A 20,963-nucleotide genomic window follows, 5' to 3' on the forward strand; every position below is an offset into this window, starting at 1 on the left:
GCAGCTACCTCCGGGTAACCGACTGTGCGAGATCCTTTTACGCGTTCGCGGAGGCTTTGCCGGTTTCACGGAGTCGCGGCGACCCGAGCGATATGGTCCCGAGGGGCGGATGGTGGTTTATCCTTGGATTTCGGGCCGAAGCGTTCGACAGCGGGGGATGACGCAGTGGAGAACAGGCAGGATTCTCCCTTCGTCAGGTCGATGATCACTCGAATCGGTCGACGGGCCACCGCTTACTCGACCGAGGTCGATGAATTCCTGGCGCTGCCGGTAGCGGAGCGGCGCGGGCCACGCGAACAACAGCTAGTGGACTCCCTCACCGATTGCGTCGAATTCCTGCTGGGGAAATACGATCCACCCGGACTTCGGCGGCGAAGTGACGGACTCGTCTTCGATCACATCTACGAAGACGCTTTCCGGATGAAGCGTATCGCCGGATCCGGTGTCACGGATCTGCTGGCCGCATTTCTGGCGGCCGAAGTCGAGTATCGCGGTCCGTTGCGGCTGTCCAGAGCCCAGAATCGGGAGCTCGGCGCCGTTTACGAGCGTTTGGGCATCGCCCTGCGCGACCCGCTCCCGGCCCACGCGGCTCTCGCATTCCGGCGCGCGGCCAGCCAGTACTACCAGGATGAGGACAAGGAGGCTCAGGATCGTTGCCACCTGCGAATGCTGCGTGCGCGCCGACGTACGCAGCCGGTGCGGTGGCGTCGGATCGCCAGTGTCCTACCGGATTTGATCTGTGGCTACGGGTTCACCCCGTTCCGCATGCTGTTCTGGGTGGCCGCGCAATTGATCGTGTTCACCACGATCGTATGTCTCGGTTCCGATCAGGCCGTCATGTCCACGATCTACGAATGCCTCGCCAATTATCTGAATCCCTTGGGGCCCTCCGACACCGCCGGGCTGGAAGGCGCCGCCCGCCTCATCTTCGTGCTCGAGGCCTATACCGGACTGTTGACCACATCGGTATTCTTCGCGCTCCTGGTGCGGCGCTGGTTTCGGCTCTGATCACCACTCACTGTTGCCGATCTTGGATTTGCACAACAGATCGTATGTAGCGGTGGCCATTCGGTCGCGCAGCTGGTTGACCCTCGACGACCATTGTCTGCTGAAGCCGGGATCGTCCTCGACTTCCTGCCACAGACTCTCGAGCCGACCGGGAGTGTGCGCGCCCGGCATCCAGAGCGGAACGATCTGCTCCAGCACGGGCGCGAGGATGGTCACCGGATCATGTTTGACATAGCCGTAGCAGTCCGCCGTGGCGAGCAGGTTGGTGAGCGTGGTCAGCAGCCAATCATGAACCGCCAGATCCTCGCAGAACCGTTGCGCCGCTTCGAATCCGTCCTCGCCGATCCTGATCCGGACCGAGCGGAGCGTGTCGGAATCCATCGAGAACGCGAACGCGAACGGCCGCTCGTCGCCGGTGACAACCTCGGCCGCCCAACGCAATTGGGTCTCAGCGGCCCGAAAGGGCACCGCATGCTCGAGCTGGGTGTCCATCCGAAGGTCGGTGGCCATGCGTCCGCTGATCGACGCCAGATCCAGCCTGTCGGAGGGGCCGCCCTTCAGATACCCGACCGCCAGTCGTGCGCCGAGGTCGGCGTCGACGCCGCTCAGCGCCTCGACGGTGCCGACCTTCGCGAGGTAGTACGGCCACGGCCTGGGGTTGCTGTTCTCGGCCGCGACAACGCGAGTTCGCGACGAGCTCTGAAGGATTCGGCCGCCGACAACGAGGGCGCGGGTCAGAACGGTGCCGATACCGCGGACGGTGCGCCCGGACCGCACCGGAAGTTCGCAATCCACTCCCTCCGCGCAGTCCGCCGAGATCACCAGTGGCACAGGTCTTTCGCGCGAGAACACCGGGCTGCCCTGCCGCACGGCGCTGAGCAGTTCGACCGCGGCATCGGTGTCCACCACGTTCGGCGACGGCAGCAGGCACGTGCGGATGTGGCCCAGCACCACCGATGAGGGGGCGACGGTTCGGTCCGTGACGGCGTTCACGTCAGGCCTCATCGAGCAGCATGATCGACAGGCGGTCGGTGACATCCCTCGGCAGCCGGACCGTAACCGATTCGCGCGCAGCGCGATTCATGATCTGGTCGTACACATCCCTATCGATGTCCACATGGTCGAGAATGGTGTGTACGGCATGCTCGATTCCGAGGTACCGGCGCGGCAGGATGGACAACGCCCGGTACGCGGCGAACGGCTTCGCCGCGGGGTTCAATTGCGTCACGGTCGGCATCTCGCTCCACGTGTCCGGCCAGCCGTCGCTCGGCTTCCACGCGTGCGGTCGCGCGACAGCCGCGCCGTTGTATCGCAGCATGCCGAGCCGGAGAAGTTGCCAGACCGCGGCGAGCAGTGGGCACGACCAGCGCCTGTCGTCCGCGCCGGCCCGGGACACCTTGTCCCAGAGTTGGACATCCAGGAATATGGAGTGCTCTCGCCGACCATTCTGTACCGGTTCTCGATACGGTTGTTTGCGCATCGCTTGTATCGGATCGAAATCGGAGGATCGGCGGCCGTTGCACATCCAGCCCGAGTCGATATCGGGCGGGCGCTTCCCGCTGGTGTTTTCGATGGGTTCCGGGACGAGCCGAGACGTGACGACGTCCGCGAGCGGAATCGGAGTTGTGGTCGGGAGGCCGTCCACATATACGGGTGCGAGGGCGCAGCCCGCCTCTCTTGCGAGATAGTCGATCGAGAGTTTGCATTCGGCGGCCACGCCCAACAACTTGTCCAGAATTTTTGCCGGTTTCGTGGAGGGGCCGAAGAAGTCGTCGATCAGGAAACATGTGCTGACTCGCGCCCCCTTGCCGAATCTTGTTTCCGCGTCCTGCGTATGGAAATCCACGAGGCGCGCGACATACTGGAACTGCGATCGAATGTTGTCCTCGCCGTTGCGAAGATCGGACATATAGAAGTGGCCGGTTTCGATCGAGAGATGAGAGAGGGCGACCTCCTCCATCTTCGTATTTTCTGTCGATTCGCTGTATCCGCCGAATTCCTCTATTGTCATTCGTTCTCCCAAACGGCGTCCTCCACGAGGTCTGTGGCTATCTTCGTGAAGGAAAGGACGGTGCCCTCGTTGGCTATCTCCATGCTGACGTCGGAGTCCAGGATTATCTGTTCCCGCCATTGCAGTACCGGCTCTATGGGAGTGGAGCCCAGCACCACGCCATCGCCCAGCTCGTTCCTGATGGCGAGCCGCCGCAGGGTCTCGTTCTGCGTCTGCAACCACTCGGATTGCGCCTCGCGAGTACGGATCGACGCATCGCTCGCGAGCGGGACGGCGGTTCGAACATATCTGATCGAGCCGAGCAGCCGCTGGGCATCGTGCCCCCATTCCTTCGCGGCCTCCAGAAGTCCGTGGGGACCATGGATCAAGTCATTGGCCGCGAGGATATGCTGTCGTGTCCAGCGGTGAAAAATCAGCCAACGGACCACAGAATTGCGCAATTGTGGTGCGGCGGTCGCACGCAGGGCTATTTCCAGCGCGGCCGACCGACCCGCGCTCAGATCCACGATGATGATGTCGAATTCCTGCTCGAGGCGGACGAACAGTTCCGCGCATCGCCTGACTATCGCGTCATCGGAAGCGGAGAATTCTGCGCCGCCGCGATCTCCGGCGTAGAGAATCAGCTTGTACGGAGACCTCGGCGCACGCAATTCGACGCGACTGGTTTCTTTGCGCACATCATGTTTGGCAGGCGAAGTGTTCTCGCCCAACAGATATTGATGGAGACCCCTGCCGCCGCTCGTTCCTTTGTCCAGACCGCTGATCTCGAAAAGAGCTCCCGCGGTCGGCGAGCCGAAATCGAAATCGAGGTATGCGACGTTGCGACCCGCCGTGCTGAGGCGGTAAGCGATATTGCAACTCGTCACGGTTCGGCCCGTGCCGCCCTTGTCCGAGGTCGAGAATACGAGCATGGTCGTCACACGCTCCTCATGGCGTCGTCGGCGGCGAACTGCAATTTGTCCAGCCGCCGAAGGACTTCGGCGCAGATGCTCAGGGTCGTCGCGGGCCGCTCGTCCAGTGTGCTCCGGGCGCGGGCCACTTCCCGCACCATTTGCTCGAGCCCACGTTTGTTCGCGGAGTCCTCGCTCAGCTCGAGCAGCCTCTGGTTGAGCAGGTGCTCGGCCTCGGTGAGCGCCTCCAGCGCCCGCATTCGCGATGTCGAGGAGGACAGCGGAGGCTGGCGGAACATCTCGTCGGCGACCACCAGACATTCGATGACCCGCTCGGTCAGATACCAGGAGGGGGAGCAGTCGGCATCGAGCGGAGCCGGGTCCGGCGGCTCGTCGGGACCGCGCTCGAGTGCGAAGACCCGCTCGGCGTTGTCCCACAGTCCGGCGGCCGGTCCCTCCAGGAACGCGCGGCTTTCCAGATGCTCCATCGTGGATTGAGCGAGCCGGAGCAACCGGTCGCGAGTAGCCAGATCGCCGGAGAGTCGCGCGGTCTGAAGGGTTCGCTTGAGAAGTACCGGTTCGTAATCCGATACCGTCCAGTGCAGCAGCGGACCGTTGTCGACGGTCTCTGATCCCTTCAATTTCAGGCGAACGCCGGGGACATGGAGTTGGCGCGCGCTGTCGTCCTCGGTCACACGTCGGGTGATTTTCCCCCGGGTCGCCAATTCTTCGAAGATGGGCGCCGCTCTGGCGAGGTCGTCCTCGCTGGCCTCCCGGTTGAAAAGGTCTTGAATGAGTACGGCCGAGACGGAAAGACTGAAGTAATCCGATTCCTCGCCATCCGACGTTCGCCACGGAATGTCCTCGAGCGGCCATTTCCTCTCCCCGTAGCGCGCCATTGCGGACCAGTAACTCTGGGCGAGGTCTTTGCGTAGTTGCAGCGCATCGGACAATCGGCGTTGCACCGGATCCAAAAGCTCCCGGGTGTAGGTGGCCGTGAGGTCGTTGATACCGTCCAGCGCTACTACGGTGAAATAAAGATACGGCTGATCTATCGCAATGCCCGGCTCCTTGGCGATCGCCATATCGATGTCGACGAAGTTGACCGGTTCCGCCTGACGTGCGATGCCCCATGTCCAGCCGCATTCGAAGAGCAGCTTCGGATCCTTCAAATCCTCTTTGGATTCCTCGCTGAGGGTGAGATCCTGGCGGATACGAATACGAAGTCGTTCGAGCCGCTGGGCGACCCCGTCGATGACCTTCTCCGTGGGTTGATGGGTCTGATTGAACATGGAGAGCATGGCTCGACCGGCACGGGACCCGGGTTCGACGGTATGCACCACGAAGCTCCTGATCAGGCCCGTCATCGCCGCGGTCAGTCGGCGGCTGATGCGACTCCGGAGGAGTTCGACGCGCGAACCCATCGCGCTCTGGGGAGATCGTGAACTGAGGTAGCGACCATACGCACGCAAAAACTTCAAACCGGCTATGCAGAGCGTCAGCGACATCGAGTACGAATCCACCACATCCAATGCGAGCTGCCTGTCCGTCGGCGCGTTCTCGCTCTCGGAGGTCAGGTAGCGGTCCGCGGAGAAAGTGGGTTCCCCGGTGGGCTCCGTATAGCGGTCCAGATAACTCTCGAGTATCTCCACTATCTTCGGGCAGATATTCGTGCTGCGACCGAAGTAAGGTTCGAGTGCGGCGCGCACGTCGGCTTGAATGACGTCCGGATTGTCCAGCGCGAAGCTCTCGATTTCCGTCGCCGGATACAGGAGGCACAGCAACTGTTCCGCATCGCTGATCGAGTTCGCGCCGTCGCACCCGCCCCAGGTCCACTCGCCGCCGGCGCAACAATTTTCGAGAAGGGCTCGCCAAACGTCCAGGATCTGTTGCCTCGGCCGGATTTTCATCATCGCCGGTCCCTTGCTGTTCGTTGTGGATACGTCGCGCCGCGGTCAGATCGGGAACTCGGGCGGCGGAGATCGGTGGAAAACTAGCATGGTCAAAGACCTTTCACCAAGATCGGCACGCTTCGGACGTCAAGCAAACCAACCGTACGGACTTATCATTGATCGGTTTTGTCGGCGATACGAGCCACGGTGCTCGGATCCCCTATTTCGCCATTGTCCGACATCGACCGATCACGTTCGGTTCAACGAGCCGATGATCTTCGAGCACGACCGACCGGCGTCATCGTCGGACGATGCGCCGCGACACGGTTTCACCGCCGATATGCCCCAACTTCTCCGGGTTCCGCACCGCGTACAGCGCCGCGATCCGTCCCTCGTCCAACCGTGCGGTCAGTACCGTGTCCAACTTCCCGCCCAGGTACACCGCGAGCCCGGCTTGCCCGTTGACCACGATGGGGTGTAGCGCGAGGCCGGGAAGACGCGCGCTCTGGCCCAACAGCAGCCGAGCCACCTTGTCCGCCCCGGAGATCGGGCGGGGGATGGTCTGGGCGATGCCGCCGCCGTCGCCGATCAACACCACGTCGGGAGACAGGATGTCCATAAGTCGTTGCAGCTCACCGGTTTCCACGGCGTGTCGGAAGGCGGTGAGGGCGGCGTCGGTTTCTCGCGGGTCGACGGGGGTGCGGGGGCGGCGGGAGGCCACGTGGGTGCGGGCTCGGTGGGCTATCTGGCGGACGGTGGCGGGGGTTTTGTCCACGGCCTCGGCGATGTCGTCGTAGTCCATGGCGAAGACCTCGCGGAGGACGAAGACGGCGCGCTCGGTGGGGGTGAGGGTTTCCAGGACCAAGAGCATGGCGGTGGAGACGCTGTCGACGAGTTCGACGTCGTCGGCGATGTCGGGGGTGGTGAGCAGGGGTTCGGGGAGCCAGGAACCGACGTAGGTCTCCTTGCGGCGGTTGAGGGTTCGCAGACGGGTGAGGGATTGACGGGTGACGATGCGGACGAGGTAGGCGCGGGGGTCCTGGACGGTGGCGGGGTCGACGGTGGACCAGCGCAGCCAGGTCTCCTGGACGATGTCCTCGGCGTCGGCGGCCGAGCCCAGCATTTCGTAGGCGACCGTGAACAGCAGGTTGCGGTGGGCCACGAAAGGCTCGGTCTCGGGCATCGGTCCTCCAGTGTGGTGCGGGTCATATCGGGCGGGTGTCACGGAAGTCCGCGGCGCGGCGTCTTGATGCGCGTACGAACAACCCGCCAAGGAGTCATCATGAACCTCGCCCTCTGGATCGCCGCGAGCCTCCTCGCCCTCGTCGCGCTGACCGGCGGAATCAGCAAGACGTTCATTCCCAAGGACAAACTCGCCGAGATGCCGAACGGAAGCTGGACCGGGCACGCGAGCGCGGCCTTCGTCAAGACGCTCGGCGTTCTCGAACTGCTCGCGGCGCTCGGACTGATCCTGCCCGCCGCGCTCGACATCGCCCCGGTGCTGGTGCCCGTGACCGCGGTGTGCTGGATCGCGCTCATGATCGGCGCGATGATCACCCACTACCGCATGGGGGACATGAAGGTCATCGGACTGAATCTGGTCTATTTCGCGCTGGCCGTGTTCATCGCGTGGGGTCGATTCGGACCCGAGTCCTTCATCGGCTGAGCGCTTACTGGCATGCTGTCAATATGGCTGACATTCGCCTGGACGTCTCGGACTCCATCGCCACCATCACCCTCGACCGCCCGCGGCAGCTCAACGCCTTCACCACCGCCATGGGGAACGAGCTGATCGACGCCTTCGACCGCTATGATCACGACGATCGCGTTCGCGCGATCGTCGTGACCGGTGCCGGGCGTGCCTTCTGCGCGGGAGCGGATCTGTCCGGCGGCGCGGAAACCTTTGCGGCCGAGGAGGATTCGGAGTCGTTCCGGGACGGCGGCGGCGAGGTGGTGCTGCGCATGTTCGACTGCCGCAAGCCGATCATCGCGGCCGTCAACGGTCCGGCCGTGGGCGTCGGCATCACCATGACCCTCGCGGCGGACTTCCGCCTCGCCGTCGACACCGCCCGCATCGGCTTCGTGTTCAACCGGCGCGGCATCGTGCCCGAGTCCTGCTCGAGCTGGTTCCTGCCCCGGCTCGTTCCGATGCAGACGGCGCTGGACTGGGTGTATTCGGGTCGGCTGGTCGAGGCGGCCGAGGCGCGCGAGGCCGGGCTGTTCTACGGGCTGTACCCCGCCGACCAGCTGATGGACGAGGCGCTCGCGCTCGCCCGCCGGATCACCGAACATTCCGCGCCCGTCTCGGTCGGGCTGTCCCGGCAGATGTTGTGGCGCGGGCTCGGCGCGGACCATCCGATGATCTCCCATCGCGTCGAATCCCGCGGGATTCATCGGCGCGGCGCGAGCGCTGATGCGCGCGAAGGGGTTTCGGCGTTCCTGGAGAAGCGGCCGGCGCGCTTCGCTGACAGCGTCGACCGCGACTTCCCCGACATCTTCGGCGCGGATCTCGCGACGCCGCCGTTCCGCGCCGACGGCGTCAGCGCCGGGTGAGCCGGACCACCGGATACTCGCGGTCGGACTTCTGCTGATACTTCCCGTATCGGGGCTGGTCGGCCACGATCGCGGTCCACGCCGCGGCGCGCTCGTCGCCCGCGAGCCGCTCGGGCCGGACCGGGATCGGCTCCTCGCCGTGGAACTGGATCGACACCTGATCCGGATGCGCGGTCAGGTTGAGATACCAGTCCGGATCCCGGCGCCCGCCGCCGGAAGCGACCAGCAGCCAACCGTTTTCGCCGTCCGCGAACCAGGTCAGCGGGGAGCGCCTGGGCTGGCCGGTGCGGCGGCCCACGGTGTGCAGGATCAGCAGATCCATCCCGAGGTATTTGCCGCCCTTGCGCTCGATCCGCCGGACCGTCCGGGTGTTCATCCGCCGCTGTATCCCCAGCGACAGTTTCCGCAGTGTGCCGCGCTTTCGCTGGTCGTCCGCCATCGCGTCCTCCGATCGGTGTCGTTCGTGTGGGATTCACGCTAGGCCGAGCGGGGGAGCGAATCTTCTCGATTCCTGACGGGTCACGGAATCAGAATCGTCTTCCCTGGCAGACGGCCCGCGTCCGCGTCGGCGTGGACCGCGGCGAGTTCGGTCAGCGGGCGTCGGTCGGCGACGTCGAGGCGCAGGTCACCGGCGTCCACGGCGGCGACCAGCTCTGATAGCTGGGCCGCGTCCGGGCGGACGAAGACGCGGGCCGTGCGCACCCGGTCGGTGTCCTCGGCGGCGGGGGTCGTGGTGCTGACGAAGATTCCGCCGTCGGCGGTCAGGGCGACGAGGTCGGCGGTCTCCTCCGGGGTCGTGGGGACGAGGTCGAGCACGACGTCGAAGGGTTGCCCGGCGACCGCGAGCGGCCGGGTCGAGTAGTCGAGATGACCCAGGATCCGGTCGATTCCATACGCGCGCAAGCGATCCGCGCTGCGCGCGCCCGCGGTTCCGGTGACGATCGCGCCCGCGCGTTTCGCCAGTTGGACCGCGTAGCCACCGACCGCGCTCCCCGCGCCGTTGATCAGGATGGTCTGCCCGGCCTTCAGCTCGGCGTGTTCGAACAGGGCCTGCCAGGCCGTCAGCCCGACCACGGGCAGGCTCGCGGCGTCGGCGAGGGGCGTGGTGTGCGGGGCCGCGGCCAGCGCGTCGGCCGGGGCGAGCACGTACTCGGCCGCCGAACCGTCCCCGGTCATGGGCAACATGGCCACCACGGCGTCGCCGACGGTCCAATCGCCCACGCCCGCACCGAGTTCCGCGACGGTCCCGGCGACATCGATCCCGGGCGTGCGCGGGAACGTGGTCGGGAAAACGTCGGCCAGGTATCCGGCGCGCAGGGCGGTGTCGACAGGATTGAACGCGCTCGCGGCCACTTTCACCAGGACTTCGCCCGCGCCCGGCGAGGGGCGTGAAACATCCTCGTGCACAAGGACATCCGTGTCGCCGTAGCGGTGATAACGCACTGCCTTCATGATGCTCTCCCGGATCCATTTGCTTCGATTTCGAAGCATGTGAAGACCATAACCGCTTCGACTTCGAAGCAATAGGGGGAGTGGTGGTGACCCCGCTCACATCACTTCGATATCGAAGCAACTACGCTGCACACCGTGGCCGAACCCCTCGAACCCGAAGAGTTGCAGACCTATTTCGCGCTGATGGAGGCCGTCAGCCTGTTGCAGCACGCGGTGGAACAGCAGCTCCGGGCGGCCGCCGACCTCAGTTGGGTGCAGTTCCAGCTGCTGGCGCGGCTCGCCGGGTCGTCGGGACGGCTGACCATGACCGAACTGGCCGACGGCGTCGTCTACAGCCGCAGCGGCCTCACCCATCAGGCCGGACTCCTGGAACGGGCGGGCCTGATCACCCGCGCGCCCAGCCCCGACGATCAGCGCGCCACCCTGGTCACCCTCACGGCGGAGGGGCGCGGGCTCGTCGAGCGGGCGCTGCCCGGACATGTGGAGGTCGTGCGGCGGATGCTGTTCGATCCGCTGTCGGGGCGCGACATCCGCGCGCTCGGGGCGGTCATGACGCGCGTCCGTGACCATATGCGCGCCCAGCCGCCGCGCTCGGCCGCGACCCGGCGGCGCCGCGCCGCCGAATGACCGTGGGCGGCGGCTACTTTCGCGGATACACGTGGACGACCGAGCCGTCGAGATTCGCGGCCAGATACGCGCCGCCGTAATCGTCGGCCAGGTAGACGCGCAGCGTCGGGCGATTGTCGTTGAAGGTCCACGCCGGGTCGACGATCACATAGCGGTTGGTGGGCTTGGGGATGCCCAGCTGTTGGTCGGCCGCGGCGAAAAGCCCTGGGAGAACGGACCAATCGATCGAGCGCAGCGCGATGGTGGGATCCGACAGCTGACCGCCCGGTCCGGTCCGCGCGGCCTTGCCGTCGCGAAAGGTGAACTCGTCGTACAGCTTCGGCTGACCCGGCACCGGCGCGCCGGTATTGAGATAGGTCGGATAGATCGTGGTCTCGGTGAATTGCTCTCCCCCCGAAACCTTTTCGAGCGCGGCCACCGCCGTGCGCATCCCGTCCGGACTGTGCAGATCGACCTTCGCGGCGGCGACGGTGGTGGCCGCCACGGGCGGTCCGGGCACGGGAGCCAAGACGGTCCCCCCGAGCACAGAAGGCGTCCCCGGCCCGCCGAGACTCTCGCCCGGCGCGGACGCCGTGGGCCGCAGGACCAGCGCCGCGACGATCACGCCGACACACGCGACGCTCACCAACCCGGCCGCGATCCACACACCACGCGATCGCGAGGGGGCCGCCGACCGGAAACCGTCCGGGGCCGAGGGGGAGGGGGCGAAGCCGGGCGAGTGCGAGTCGGCTCGCGTGGTGGGGGAACCGAATCCGGCCGAATCCCGACCCGCCCCAGCCGAATACGAGGGCCCGGTGTCGACCGGGGCCGCGGACTCGGCAACCTGGGCGAGCATACGGTCCAGATCGTCGATGCCGGGGCGGAGGTTCGGGTCGGGCACCAGGAGGGCGTTCAGGACGGGCGCGAGCGGTCCGGCCCGCCGGGCTTGCGGCACTTCGCCTTTGATGACGGCCGCGAGCGTGGTCACCGAGGTCTCCCGGCGCATGGGCTGATAGCCCTCGACGGCCACGAACAGCACCAGGCCGAGCGACCACAGGTCCGAGGCCGGGTGACCCTCGATGCCGTTGAGGCGTTCGGGCGCGACGTATTCCAGCGAACCCACCACGCTGCCGGTGGAGGTGAGTCCGGTCTGCCCGTGCACGGCCGCGATGCCGAAATCGGTGAGCACCGGCGAACCGTCCTCGCGCAGCAGCACATTCGCTGGTTTCACGTCCCGGTGCAGCACACCGACCGTGTGCGCGGCGCGCAGCGCGGCCAGCACGCCGCGCCCGATCCGGGCGGTCCGCTGCGGGGACAGCGGACCCCCGGCGAGCAGATCGGACAGCGATCCGCCGCGCACGAGTTCCATGACGATCCACGGATGCTTCTCGGCGGGCGAGTCGACGATGTGATGGATGGCCACCACATTCGGATGTCCGATCCGGGCCAGGGCGCGGGCCTCGCGCAGCACCCGTTCGCGCTGCTGACGGTCCTGCGGGTCGTCGCGAACCTCCTTGAGCGCCACTTCGCGGTGCAGCGCCACATCGTAGGCGCGCCACACCGTACCCATACCGCCGCTGCCCAGCGGTTCGATCAACTCGAACCGCTGGTCGACCACCGTCCGCCCCGGATTCACCGGGTCAGCTTATGGTTTCGGCGGTCCCGGCGCGAGAGCGCTGTGCGCGGTCCCCCCGACAGGACCCGGCCCGTACCCGAGGGCGCTGTCAACGGGTGCGCAGGCACAGCGTGTAGCTGTTGAGCGCGCCGAGGGAACCGGTGACGGTGACCTCGTAGTAGGCGTCGGTATCGGGATAGGAGGTCTCGCACATGGATTGCCCGGAGGCGAACGGCACTCGCCCCAGCACCTCGGCCTCGGCGCGCGGGTCGGTGCAGGCCACCACCTCGACGTCGGGATTGTCGTCGTCGGTGCCGGTGTGCGGATGCTTGTTGTACACGCAGTCGCCCGCCTTGGCGGTGGACGGGCCGCTCGACTTGGGCGCCGGGGCGCTCGACCTGGTGGCCGGTGCGGTGGTCGGGGCGTGCCGAGTGGAGGTCGTCCCGGCCGTGAAAGCCGTTGCCGTGTGGTTCGTTCCGGACGACGAGCCGCCCGTCACCGCCGCCGCGACGATCACGCCGACCAGCGCGAGCGGCACCAGCAGCCCGATCATCTGCGGTCGTCTGGTCAGCGGCGCACCGGGGTTCATCGGCTGATAGGGGCTGCCCGGAATCGGGGGTGGCAGGGCGGCGACCTTCGACCGGGCGGGGAGATTGCTCAGCATGGTGATCGGATTGATGACGAACGACAGCAGTCCCCACCAGCCCTGCCACAGGCTGTCCCCGGTCATCCTGCGGAACGTCGCCAGCCCGCAGTCGCGGCAGAACGGCCCGCGCGCCGTGCGGAACTGCATGAGGAAGATCAGCCCGCGATGCGCGCGGAAGTTCACCGGTACGGCCGGGGTGGCCCCGCAGTGCGCGCAGTAGATGCCGTTGGCGGTCGAAGGTGGTTGCGGGACAGGTGGAAAGGACACATTCCCCCCAAATCGTGGTTTGCGATAACGGGACATTGAACCACAGCCGGTACGCCGGCGCGCACTCGAGACTTTGGTCCCTTGTGAGCCGTGTCGACGATCTGTCAGGGTGGGGCTCCGGCTCGAATTGAAAGTTGAACCTCATGTCCGTCCTGTTGTGGGTCGTATTGCCCTACAGCGCCTTTCTGTGTTTCCTCCTGGGGCAGGTGTGGCGCTATCGGCACGACCGGTTCGGCGCGCCCGAACTGGGACCCGACGCCGGGCGGCTGGAGCGATTCGGACCGGCGGTGTTCCGCCTGGGCGTCGGAGGTGTTCTCGTCGGCCGGGTGCTGGAACTGATCGGGTCGCAGCCGCGGGCGACGGGTTCGCTGCACGGCGTGGCCACGGTCGTCGAACAGGTCGCCCAGCCGCTCGCGGTGCTGGGCGCGCTGATGCTTCTGGTGCCGCCGCTGGTCGGGGCGGTGCCGCGCACGGTGGTGAGCCCGCTGGACCGGATCACCCTGCCCGTCCTCGCGGTCGCCGCGTTCACCCGGGTCGCGGTGAACTTCGCCCCGACCGCCACCGGCGGCGGCTTCCACACCACCGACACGCTGTTCGTCTGGGCGCGATCGCTGTGGGCCCTGCATCCGGATCCGGACAGCATCGCGCACGCGCCGCTGGTCTTCCAGGCCCGCGGCCTGGCGATCCTGCTGCTCATCGCGATCTGGCCGTACACCCGGCTGGGCGGCACCTTCGCCGGGCCGATCGTCCGTGCCCTGGACCGCCGCAGGAGCGCTCTGCGCCAACGTGTTTCGGTGCACGACCCGGTCCGATAGCGAGGTTTGAACGGGCGCCCTCCGGGGTACCCGCCGCACCCCCGATCGGGGTCCCGCGACACGCCGGGCGACACGCGAACCGAGCTGCGAAATTCGCTCTGTGCCTGCGGCGTGGTCCGGGCAAGTTCCGTTATCGTTCACCTCACTGTCCGATGCTGCTGCTGGCGCGCCAGGGCTGGTTCGTCGATCCGGAGCGTTATGGACCGGGTACGGCTGCCTGCCCGAACGTGGCCGAGACCGTCCCGAAAGATCGAGGGAACGTGCCCGCACCCGTTACTCTCACCGGCCGCCGCGTACGGCTGGAAACGCTTGCACCGCATCATGTTCCGGGGCTCGCCGAGGCGGGCGCCGGGGGCCGCGACGCCTATGCCTTCACCCCGGTGCCGCAGGGCCTCGACGAGGCCGCCCACTACGTGTCCCAGGCCGCCGCCGGCCATGCCGCGGGCACCGTGCTGGCCTTCGCCATCGTGTCCAACGCGGACGGCCGCGTGCTGGGATCGACGCGGTTCAGCCGCTTCGACTACTGGCAGGGGCCGCTGGTGTGGCCGATCGTGCACGGCCTGCCCTGCGGCGATCCCGTGCACGCGATCCCCGACGCCGCCGAGATCGGCAACACCTGGCTGTCGGTGCAGGCGCGCGGTTCGGGGGCCAATCTGGAGTCCAAATTCCTGCTGTTGCGGCATGCCTTCGAGGAGTGGCGGGTGCGGCGCATCGCCATGCGCGCCGATGTCCGAAATCTCCGCTCCCGCATAGCGATCGAGCGTCTGGGCGCCACCAGCGACGGCATCCGGCGGGCGCACTCGCGCGGGCTGGACGGCCAGGTGCGCAGCACGGCCTTCTACTCCATCCTCGACGAGGAATGGCCGACGGTGCGCGCCACGATCGAACGGCTGATGTCGTCGAGCAACCGGTTGCTCAACGCCTGAACCGGATCAGCCCGCGGTGACGAAACCGCGGGCGACCAGCCAGTCCCGCGCGACCACGGCCGGTTCGCGGCCGTCGATGTCGACCTGCCGGTTGAGTTCGGTGATCGTTTCGTTGGTCAGCAGCCGCGTGATCGGCGCGAGGACCTCGGCGACCCGCGGATGCGCGTCGGCGAACGCCTTGCGCATGACCAGGGCCGCGTTGTACTTCGGGAAGAAGCCCTGGTCGTCGTCGAGCAGCCGCAGGCCCAGCGCCGGGATGCGGCCGTCGGTGGCGGCGACCGAACCGAACTTGCAGGTCCCGTTGGCGACGGCGGTGAACACCAGCGCGTCCTGCATGATCTGCTTGCGCGCCTTGCCCGTATCGATCCCGTACTTGCGGGCCATGCCGGGGAAACCGTCCTGGCGGACACTGAATTCGGTGCCCAGGCAGGTGTTCGCCGCGCCCGGATCGCTGTTCACCAGCTTCGCGTAGTCCGACAACGTGACCGCCCCGCCCGGGGTGGTCACCAGCGCGTAGGTGTTGTTCATCGGGGCCATATCGGCCCAGGTCATGCCGTGCGCGGCGAGGTCGGCGTCGCGGACGGCCTGAAATTGCTTGTCCGAGTCGGGAATCGGGTTCTCGTTGCCGAGGTAGTTGATCCAGCCGGTGCCGGTGTAGTCGAAGGCCACGTCGACCTGACCGTGCAGCTGGGCGTCGCGCAGACTGTTGGAGCCGGTGATGTCGGTGAGGTCGCGCACCTCGGCCCCGGCGGCGGTGAGCGCGAACTCGATCAGGTAGCCCAGGATGTTCTGTTCGGTGAAGTCCTTGGAGCCCACCGTGATTCGCACGCCCTTCAGATCGGGCACGGGCTGGATCGAGGCGGGCCCGACCCGCAGCGGCACCGCGCCCCCGGCCTCCAAACCGCATCCGGCCAGCAGGCCGAGGATGAGCAGCAGCAGCGGAAGTCGTCTCATCGCAGCCCCCTGGGGCCGAGGAAGCGTTCGGCCAGCGCGCCCAGCCAGTCCACCAGCAGCGCCAGCGCGACCGCCAGCAGCGCCCCCACCCACAGCGTCACATTGTCGCGCAGCTTGTAGCCGGTATCGATGAGGATGCCGAGCCCGCCCGCGCTGACCAGGAACGACAGCGTCGCGGTCCCGACCGCCAGCACCAGCGAGGTGCGCAGCCCGGCGAGGATGTAGGGGACGGCGAGCGGAAACTCGATGCGGCGCAACACCGTTGCCGTCGACATGCCCTGCCCGCGACCCGCGTCGACCAGCGTCGGATCCACCTGCTGATACCCCAGAATCGTGTTGCGCAGCACCGGAAGCAGCGAATAGATCGCGACCGGTCCGACGCCCACCCAGAACCCGGTGGTCTCGGTCCACAGATACGCCAGCACGATCAGGCCGATGGTCGGCGCGGCCATGCCGACATTGGCGATGCCGACGAAAACCGGTGCGAGGGAACGATATCGGGGCCGGGTGAGCAGCGTGCCCAGCGGCACCGCGATCACCACGACGATCACCATGACCGTCAGGGTGATCACCACGTGCTGCCGGGTGGCGGTGGTGATGTTGCTCGCCGACAGGCTGGCCCGCTGGGTGACGGTCAGCTGCCGGTCGAACGCCCACACCAGCACCCCGACCGCCAGCGCCAGGGCCAGCACCGGCTGCGCCAGCAACCGGATCCGTTCCGCGCGCCGTTCGGTGCCCGGTCCCGCCGTGCTCATGGCCGCGACTCCGCGCGCCGTTCGGTGCCCGCCGTGCTCATGGCCGCGACTCCGCGCGCAGCCGGGCCAGATGGGTGACGAGGGTGTCGATGGCGATCAGGCCGAGGTATTCGCCGTCGTCCCCGGTGACCACGGCCTGCGCGGTGGCCTCGGTGAGCATGGTCTCGAGCGCCTCCTGCAACGTGGCGCGGCAGGGCACCGTGCCGGTCACCGGCGAGCCGAGGTCGGTCAGCGAATCCGCGTGCGCGAGTTGCTCTTTCGACACCCAGCGCAGCGGGCGGCCGGCGTCGTCGAGGATCAGGCCCCAGTCCTGGTCGCCGAGCGCGGCGCGCAGGGTGTCGGCCGGGTCGGTGACGCGGGCGGTGGGGCTGGGGGTGGGGCTGGGGGTGGGCTCGATGTCGGCGACCCGCGCGAGGGTGAGCTGTTTGAGCGCGGCGTCGGTGCCGATGAATCCGGCGACCGTCTCGTCGGCGGGGTCGGCCAGGATCGCGGCCGGAGTGTCGTATTGCAGGACGCGGGAACCCTTGCCCAGCACCGCGATTCGATCACCGAGCTTGACGGCCTCGTTGAAGTCGTGGGTGACGAACACGATCGTCTTGTGCAGCTCGGCCTGCAACCGCAGCAGCTCGTCCTGCAACAGTCCGCGGGTGATCGGATCGACCGCGCCGAACGGCTCGTCCATCAACAGCACCGGCGGATCGGCGGCCAGCGCACGGGCCACGCCGACGCGCTGCTGCTGACCGCCCGACAGCTGCCGGGGGTAGCGGCCGCGGAACTCGTCCGGGTCGAGCCCGACCAGCGTGAGCATCTCGTCGACGCGGGCCGCGATGCGCTTGCGATCCCAGCCGAGCAGGCCGGGCACGGTGGCGATATTGCGGGCGACGGTCAGGTGCGGGAACAGTCCGGCCTGCTGGATCGAGTAGCCGATGCCGCGGCGCAGCCGGTCCGCGTCCATGCCGGTGATATCGCGCCCGGCGATCGTGATGGTCCCCGAGGTGGGTTCGATGAGCCGGTTGATCATGCGCATCGTGGTCGTCTTGCCGCAGCCGGACGGGCCCACCAGGACCGCGATCTCGCCCGCCGGGACGGTCAGCGAGATGTTGTCGACGGCCGGATCACGTTGTCCCGGATAGCTTTTGGACACCGAGTCCAATACGATCTCGGCCCGCTCGGTATCAGTCACGAATTCCCCTCGGGGTGGTGAGGCGGCCGATCAGCAGCAGCACGCCGTCGAGCAGCAGCGCCAGCACGATGATCAGCAGGGTTCCGGTGAGCGCGTGCGGGACCGCGGTCGGGCTGCCGATCCGCGCCAGCCCGGAGAAGATCAGATTGCCCAGGCCGGGGCCCTTGGCGTACGCGGCCATGGCGAGGATGCCCATGATCATCTGGGTGCTGACCCGGATCCCGGCCAGGATCGACGGCCACGCCAGCGGCAGTTCGATCCGGGCGAGCACGCGCAGCCGGTTCATCCCGACCCCGCGCGCGGCGTCGGCCACGGCCGGATCCACCCCGGCCAGTCCGACGATGGTGTTGCGCAGGATCGGCAGCAGCGCGTACAGCACCAGCACGGTGACCGTCGGCCGTACGCCCAGTCCCAGCACGGGGATGAGCAGGCCGAGCAGCGCGAAGGACGGGACGGTCAGGATGATGCTCGCGGCGGCGGTCGACAGCGCCGAACCCCACGGGCTGCGCTGGACCGCCACGGCGACGAGCACCGCGACGACGGTCGCGATGAGCACCGACTGAACCACCGCGGACACGTGCAGATACGAGTCGGTGAGCAGTTGAATCCGGTGGTCGACAACGAAATTCCACAACGTGTTCAGGTGCCGCCCTCCCACCTTCTCGGCGTCCGCGCGGGGTGAGTGTATCGGCGTCGGGCCCGTCGGCGCGGCATTTCGGGTGGTTTGTGGCGTGCCGGGTGCCGCGGGCGACGACCTTTGGCCAAAATCACCACTACGAACCGGCGGCCGTTGCGGGTAAGGTCGTTGCGGTCGTCTGCGAAACGTATTCGCCCACGCGGTGGATATCTCGACTGGCGGGGGAGGGCGCCACGCGCGCCGAGCCCTACGATGAACCCGGCGGTGCCCGGCAGCGCCGCCGTCGCGGTCCCTGTCCTGCTGCCCCCTCATCGGCAGGACGGGGATCTGCATCGTGCAGGGCCCTATTCCGATACAGCGAGGTTGTTCCGAACTCATGGCGTGGATCGACTACGGCGAATTCGGTGAGCGTTTCGTACGCCACGCGGTGACACCCGCGCGCATCGAGGCCGCGGTCTCCGGAATAGCCGGGGACGGAATGACTCTCGGGCCGTTCTCCCTCGGGCCCGCCGGCTTGGCCGGACTGGTCGCCGAGGGCAAGATCGGCGCACCCGTCATCGCCCGCAGCGGTCCCGACGTCACCTTCGAGGTGCGGGTCCCGGTGAGCATGCATGTCACCGTCACCCTGGGCGGGCAGCGATTACGGCTCGAGGCCGTGGTCGAGATCGATCTCACGCTGCACGCGCGGACCGCGGATCCGCTGCTGGTCGTGATCGATATCCGCCGAATCCGCTCGCGCGACGTGAGTTTCGTGATGCGCGCCCAGGCCGTCGGCGCGGCGTTCGAGGTACTGCTCGATCCGATTGCGGTCCTGATGCAGCGCGAGGTGGCCAACCGGCTCAACGCCGCGATCGCCGATCCGGCGGCGCGGCGCGGTCGAGTGTTCGACGTCGAGGCCATCATGAACGGCGCACGCTCCGAACATCGTTCGGCCGAGCGGTTCGAGTGGATCGACTACGAGGAGTTCGGCCGCCGGTTCTTCCCGCGCATAGTCACCGCCGACCGGGTGCGGGAAGTGGTGCGCGGCATGGCCGGACGGCCGATCGAGGTGGGACCGATCCAGGCCGGACCGCGAGAGGCGGCGACGGTCGAGGTCACCGGCGTCATCCGAGTACCCCGCGTGACCCCGCGCCCCGGCGACGATCCGGTGACGTTCGACCTGGTGGTACCGGTCGAGCTGAACGTCGTCGTGGATGTCTTGAAGGCCAACCGCTATCGCGCCGACGTGGAGATCCCCTTGGTCCTCGTCGCCCGCGCCGCCGACCCGCTGCTCATCGTCATAGACGCGGAACCCCCTGCGGCCGAGCACATTTCGGTGATCATGGAAGCCGAGGGCTGGCGCGCCAAGGCGCTGGGCGCGGTCGGGGGGATTCGCAAGCAGATCGCGGCGCAGGTGGCCCGGGTGGTCCGGAAGGAGCTGGCGGATCCGAAGGGGCGGACGATCGATGTGGCGGCTCGGCTGGACAAGTTGGTGTAGCGCAACCCCTGTGACTCGTGATGCCGCTGAGCCCCCTGAGCCTGGCGGTTCTGCTGTGCATGTGGTGAAATGAGGCGACGTTCGAGGCTCCCGGCGCGCGGATGGCATCTGTGATGCCGTCGGGGAAGGTGCGCCGGGTTTTTCCTGTGGTGGGTTCCGCGTGGAGGAGGTCGTCGATGCGTTCCGGGTCTTTGTCGCGGCGGGCGTTGTTGGGGGGTGCGGCCGGGGTTGTCGTGGGGGCGGCGGTGTCGCCTCGGGCGTGGGGGGTGGGACGGGCTCGGCTGGGGACGTTGGTGGACTACGCGGGTGGGGTGCCCGCGGCGGAGGCGATCAAGGCGGCGGGGCACGCGGGGGCGATTCGGTATGTGTCGGATCGGCGGCCGGGGGCGGAGTGGATGGTGGGGAAACCCTTGCTGGCGAGGGAGGTCGACGCGCTGCACGAGGCCGGGTTGAGCATCGTGTCGTGCTATCAGTTCGGGAAGGGGCCGACCGCGGATTGGCGGGGTGGGCTCGAGGCCGGGAAGAAGCACGCGGATCGGGCGTTGCAGCTGCATCGGGAGGCGGGTGGACCCGACGGGGTGCCGATCTACGCGTCCATCGATGACAATCCCTCGGCCGCGGACTTCGCGGCGATGATCGCGCCGTATCTGCTCGGATGGCAATCGGTCGTCGGCAACGAGAACCTCGGGGTCTACGCCAACTCGCCCACCATCGACCTGGCGTCCGTCGCGGGCCTGGGTTCCTGGTTCTGGCAACACAATTGGGGCACCCCGCCGGGATTCGTACACCCCGAGGCCCACCTACACCAGTTCGAGATCGACGACCGGACCGTCGACGGCGTCGGCGTGGATGTGAACGCCATCCTCGCCCCGGAGTACGGGCAGTGGTGAGCGCGCCCGTCACCCGAGGGGCCGCTGGTGCGGCCGTGGTGCATCGCCCCTAGGTCTGGCAGTGACAGGTCGGATCCTTGCTCAGATCCGGCTCGTCCGGCATGACCCGCAGCGCGGGCCGGGCCTCGGGCGCCGCGCGCTCGCCCATCCAGGACAGCAGCGACCAGCGCGACAACCCGGAGAACGCCGAACCCACACTGAAGAACGACCCGGCCGAGCAGATCGACAGCACCGAACCGACGCTGCCGACCGACAGGATGGAGTAGGCCGAGCCGATCGACAGGATCGAGCCCTCCGACCGGATCGACAGAATGGACCGGTGGGAGCGGCTCGACAGCACCGACTTGTAGGAGCGGCGCGACATCACCGAACGGGTGGGACGCGCT

The 20,963-nt window shown here is 67.5% G+C and carries 22 protein-coding genes; 8 read left to right on the plus strand and 14 right to left on the minus strand.

Annotated elements, in window-relative coordinates; all coding sequences use genetic code 11:
• Positions 1 to 165 precede the first annotated feature (165 nt).
• Positions 166 to 1,008 carry a hypothetical protein gene (locus ACWDSJ_RS20100; RefSeq protein WP_450033546.1) on the plus strand — a complete coding sequence of 281 codons (843 nt, stop codon included), beginning with the start codon at positions 166 to 168 and terminating at the stop codon, positions 1,006 to 1,008.
• On the opposite strand, the gene ACWDSJ_RS20105 is transcribed toward ACWDSJ_RS20100, so the two are convergent.
• The 5 genes from ACWDSJ_RS20105 to ACWDSJ_RS20125 all read right to left on the minus strand — a co-directional run bounded on the left by ACWDSJ_RS20105 (position 1,009) and on the right by ACWDSJ_RS20125 (position 6,984).
• Positions 1,009 to 2,001: an SCO2521 family protein gene (locus ACWDSJ_RS20105; RefSeq protein ID WP_450033547.1), complete on the minus strand. Its 993-nt coding sequence runs from the start codon at positions 1,999 to 2,001 to the stop codon at positions 1,009 to 1,011.
• A 1-nt stretch (position 2,002) separates the two neighbouring features.
• Entirely contained in the window at positions 2,003 to 3,019 is a 1,017-nt protein-coding gene (locus ACWDSJ_RS20110; protein ID WP_450033548.1) for an SCO2522 family protein, read from the minus strand.
• Positions 3,016 to 3,930, minus strand: coding sequence for an SCO2523 family variant P-loop protein (locus ACWDSJ_RS20115; RefSeq protein WP_450033670.1), 915 nt, complete (start codon positions 3,928 to 3,930; stop codon positions 3,016 to 3,018). Before ACWDSJ_RS20115 ends, ACWDSJ_RS20110 begins: the two co-directional genes overlap by 4 nt.
• A 5-nt stretch (positions 3,931 to 3,935) precedes the next feature.
• Positions 3,936 to 5,822 carry an SCO2524 family protein gene (locus ACWDSJ_RS20120; protein WP_450033549.1) on the minus strand — a complete coding sequence of 629 codons (1,887 nt, stop codon included), beginning with the start codon at positions 5,820 to 5,822 and terminating at the stop codon, positions 3,936 to 3,938.
• A gap of 277 nt (positions 5,823 to 6,099) precedes the next feature.
• Positions 6,100 to 6,984: an RNA polymerase sigma-70 factor gene (locus ACWDSJ_RS20125; protein WP_450033550.1), complete on the minus strand. Its 885-nt coding sequence runs from the start codon at positions 6,982 to 6,984 to the stop codon at positions 6,100 to 6,102.
• Positions 6,985 to 7,083: 99 nt separating this feature from the next.
• Here ACWDSJ_RS20125 and ACWDSJ_RS20130 point away from each other — a divergent pair, with 99 nt between their 5' ends.
• On the plus strand, positions 7,084 to 7,467 hold the full coding sequence (locus ACWDSJ_RS20130; protein WP_450033551.1) for a DoxX family protein: 384 nt from the start codon (positions 7,084 to 7,086) through the stop codon (positions 7,465 to 7,467).
• Positions 7,468 to 7,490: 23 nt separating this feature from the next.
• Complete coding sequence (locus tag ACWDSJ_RS20135; RefSeq protein ID WP_450033552.1) at positions 7,491 to 8,354, plus strand: crotonase/enoyl-CoA hydratase family protein; 864 nt, start codon at positions 7,491 to 7,493, stop codon at positions 8,352 to 8,354.
• Here ACWDSJ_RS20135 and ACWDSJ_RS20140 read toward each other — a convergent pair.
• On the minus strand, positions 8,341 to 8,793 hold the full coding sequence (locus ACWDSJ_RS20140) for a nitroreductase family deazaflavin-dependent oxidoreductase (protein WP_450033553.1): 453 nt from the start codon (positions 8,791 to 8,793) through the stop codon (positions 8,341 to 8,343). The two genes, ACWDSJ_RS20135 and ACWDSJ_RS20140, sit on opposite strands and share 14 nt — an antisense overlap.
• Positions 8,794 to 8,873: 80 nt before the next feature.
• Positions 8,874 to 9,806, minus strand: coding sequence for an NADP-dependent oxidoreductase (locus ACWDSJ_RS20145; protein WP_450033554.1), 933 nt, complete (start codon positions 9,804 to 9,806; stop codon positions 8,874 to 8,876).
• A gap of 135 nt (positions 9,807 to 9,941) precedes the next feature.
• Here ACWDSJ_RS20145 and ACWDSJ_RS20150 point away from each other — a divergent pair, with 135 nt between their 5' ends.
• Entirely contained in the window at positions 9,942 to 10,433 is a 492-nt protein-coding gene (locus tag ACWDSJ_RS20150) for a MarR family winged helix-turn-helix transcriptional regulator (protein ID WP_387363476.1), read from the plus strand.
• 13 nt (positions 10,434 to 10,446) lie between these two features.
• Here the strand turns inward: ACWDSJ_RS20150 and ACWDSJ_RS20155 are convergent, their stop codons facing one another.
• Both ACWDSJ_RS20155 and ACWDSJ_RS20160 read right to left on the minus strand, forming a co-directional pair.
• A complete protein-coding gene (locus ACWDSJ_RS20155) occupies positions 10,447 to 12,048 on the minus strand; it encodes a serine/threonine-protein kinase (protein ID WP_450033555.1) in 1,602 nt (533 codons plus the stop codon).
• Between the two features lie 88 nt (positions 12,049 to 12,136).
• Positions 12,137 to 12,940 carry an LppU/SCO3897 family protein gene (locus tag ACWDSJ_RS20160; protein ID WP_450033556.1) on the minus strand — a complete coding sequence of 268 codons (804 nt, stop codon included), beginning with the start codon at positions 12,938 to 12,940 and terminating at the stop codon, positions 12,137 to 12,139.
• Positions 12,941 to 13,083: 143 nt separating this feature from the next.
• Between ACWDSJ_RS20160 and ACWDSJ_RS20165 the strand changes: the two genes are divergently transcribed.
• Together ACWDSJ_RS20165 and ACWDSJ_RS20170 are read left to right on the plus strand one after the other, a co-directional pair.
• Positions 13,084 to 13,755: a respiratory nitrate reductase subunit gamma gene (locus tag ACWDSJ_RS20165; RefSeq protein WP_450033557.1), complete on the plus strand. Its 672-nt coding sequence runs from the start codon at positions 13,084 to 13,086 to the stop codon at positions 13,753 to 13,755.
• A gap of 260 nt (positions 13,756 to 14,015) precedes the next feature.
• Entirely contained in the window at positions 14,016 to 14,681 is a 666-nt protein-coding gene (locus tag ACWDSJ_RS20170; protein WP_387363486.1) for a GNAT family N-acetyltransferase, read from the plus strand.
• Positions 14,682 to 14,687: 6 nt separating this feature from the next.
• On the opposite strand, the gene ACWDSJ_RS20175 is transcribed toward ACWDSJ_RS20170, so the two are convergent.
• Genes ACWDSJ_RS20175 through ACWDSJ_RS20190 form a run of 4 tightly spaced genes read right to left on the minus strand, consistent with a single transcriptional unit; the run spans position 14,688 to position 18,216 of the window.
• On the minus strand, positions 14,688 to 15,635 hold the full coding sequence (locus ACWDSJ_RS20175) for a glycine betaine ABC transporter substrate-binding protein (RefSeq protein ID WP_387363488.1): 948 nt from the start codon (positions 15,633 to 15,635) through the stop codon (positions 14,688 to 14,690).
• Complete coding sequence (locus ACWDSJ_RS20180; protein ID WP_387363491.1) at positions 15,632 to 16,390, minus strand: ABC transporter permease; 759 nt, start codon at positions 16,388 to 16,390, stop codon at positions 15,632 to 15,634. The genes ACWDSJ_RS20175 and ACWDSJ_RS20180 overlap by 4 nt, the downstream gene beginning before the upstream one ends.
• Before the next feature lie 37 nt (positions 16,391 to 16,427).
• Positions 16,428 to 17,573: an ABC transporter ATP-binding protein gene (locus ACWDSJ_RS20185; protein WP_450033558.1), complete on the minus strand. Its 1,146-nt coding sequence runs from the start codon at positions 17,571 to 17,573 to the stop codon at positions 16,428 to 16,430.
• The gene (locus tag ACWDSJ_RS20190; RefSeq protein ID WP_387364244.1) at positions 17,566 to 18,216 is read right to left on the minus strand and encodes an ABC transporter permease; all 651 of its coding nucleotides are present in this window, start codon (positions 18,214 to 18,216) and stop codon (positions 17,566 to 17,568) included. The genes ACWDSJ_RS20185 and ACWDSJ_RS20190 overlap by 8 nt, the downstream gene beginning before the upstream one ends.
• A 370-nt stretch (positions 18,217 to 18,586) precedes the next feature.
• On the opposite strand from ACWDSJ_RS20190, the gene ACWDSJ_RS20195 reads away from it, so the two are divergent.
• The gene (locus ACWDSJ_RS20195) at positions 18,587 to 19,687 is read left to right on the plus strand and encodes a hypothetical protein (protein WP_450033559.1); all 1,101 of its coding nucleotides are present in this window, start codon (positions 18,587 to 18,589) and stop codon (positions 19,685 to 19,687) included.
• A 176-nt stretch (positions 19,688 to 19,863) separates the two neighbouring features.
• Positions 19,864 to 20,577, plus strand: a complete 714-nt coding sequence (locus tag ACWDSJ_RS20200; protein ID WP_450033560.1) for a DUF1906 domain-containing protein — start codon at positions 19,864 to 19,866, stop codon at positions 20,575 to 20,577.
• A 49-nt stretch (positions 20,578 to 20,626) separates the two neighbouring features.
• Here the strand turns inward: ACWDSJ_RS20200 and ACWDSJ_RS20205 are convergent, their stop codons facing one another.
• Positions 20,627 to 20,941: a hypothetical protein gene (locus ACWDSJ_RS20205; protein WP_450033671.1), complete on the minus strand. Its 315-nt coding sequence runs from the start codon at positions 20,939 to 20,941 to the stop codon at positions 20,627 to 20,629.
• Between the last annotated feature and the right edge of the window lie 22 nt (positions 20,942 to 20,963).

The sequence above is a fragment of the Nocardia sp. NPDC003482 genome, from assembly GCF_053588115.1.

Excerpts from the sequence above, each read along its gene's own strand:
- ACWDSJ_RS20180 (WP_387363491.1), bottom strand. The coding sequence starts at position 16,390 with ATGAGCACGGCGGGACCGGGCACCGAACGGCGCGCGGAACGGATCCGG.
- ACWDSJ_RS20140 (WP_450033553.1), bottom strand. The coding sequence starts at position 8,793 with ATGGCGGACGACCAGCGAAAGCGCGGCACACTGCGGAAACTGTCGCTG.
- ACWDSJ_RS20135 (WP_450033552.1), top strand. The coding sequence starts at position 7,491 with ATGGCTGACATTCGCCTGGACGTCTCGGACTCCATCGCCACCATCACC.
- ACWDSJ_RS20120 (WP_450033549.1), bottom strand. The coding sequence starts at position 5,822 with ATGATGAAAATCCGGCCGAGGCAACAGATCCTGGACGTTTGGCGAGCC.
- ACWDSJ_RS20175 (WP_387363488.1), bottom strand. The coding sequence starts at position 15,635 with ATGAGACGACTTCCGCTGCTGCTGCTCATCCTCGGCCTGCTGGCCGGA.
- ACWDSJ_RS20205 (WP_450033671.1), bottom strand. The coding sequence starts at position 20,941 with ATGTCGCGCCGCTCCTACAAGTCGGTGCTGTCGAGCCGCTCCCACCGG.
- ACWDSJ_RS20115 (WP_450033670.1), bottom strand. The coding sequence starts at position 3,930 with ATGCTCGTATTCTCGACCTCGGACAAGGGCGGCACGGGCCGAACCGTG.
- ACWDSJ_RS20165 (WP_450033557.1), top strand. The coding sequence starts at position 13,084 with ATGTCCGTCCTGTTGTGGGTCGTATTGCCCTACAGCGCCTTTCTGTGT.
- ACWDSJ_RS20195 (WP_450033559.1), top strand. The coding sequence starts at position 18,587 with ATGGCGTGGATCGACTACGGCGAATTCGGTGAGCGTTTCGTACGCCAC.
- ACWDSJ_RS20130 (WP_450033551.1), top strand. The coding sequence starts at position 7,084 with ATGAACCTCGCCCTCTGGATCGCCGCGAGCCTCCTCGCCCTCGTCGCG.
- ACWDSJ_RS20125 (WP_450033550.1), bottom strand. The coding sequence starts at position 6,984 with ATGCCCGAGACCGAGCCTTTCGTGGCCCACCGCAACCTGCTGTTCACG.
- ACWDSJ_RS20200 (WP_450033560.1), top strand. The coding sequence starts at position 19,864 with ATGCGTTCCGGGTCTTTGTCGCGGCGGGCGTTGTTGGGGGGTGCGGCC.
- ACWDSJ_RS20110 (WP_450033548.1), bottom strand. The coding sequence starts at position 3,019 with ATGACAATAGAGGAATTCGGCGGATACAGCGAATCGACAGAAAATACG.
- ACWDSJ_RS20145 (WP_450033554.1), bottom strand. The coding sequence starts at position 9,806 with ATGAAGGCAGTGCGTTATCACCGCTACGGCGACACGGATGTCCTTGTG.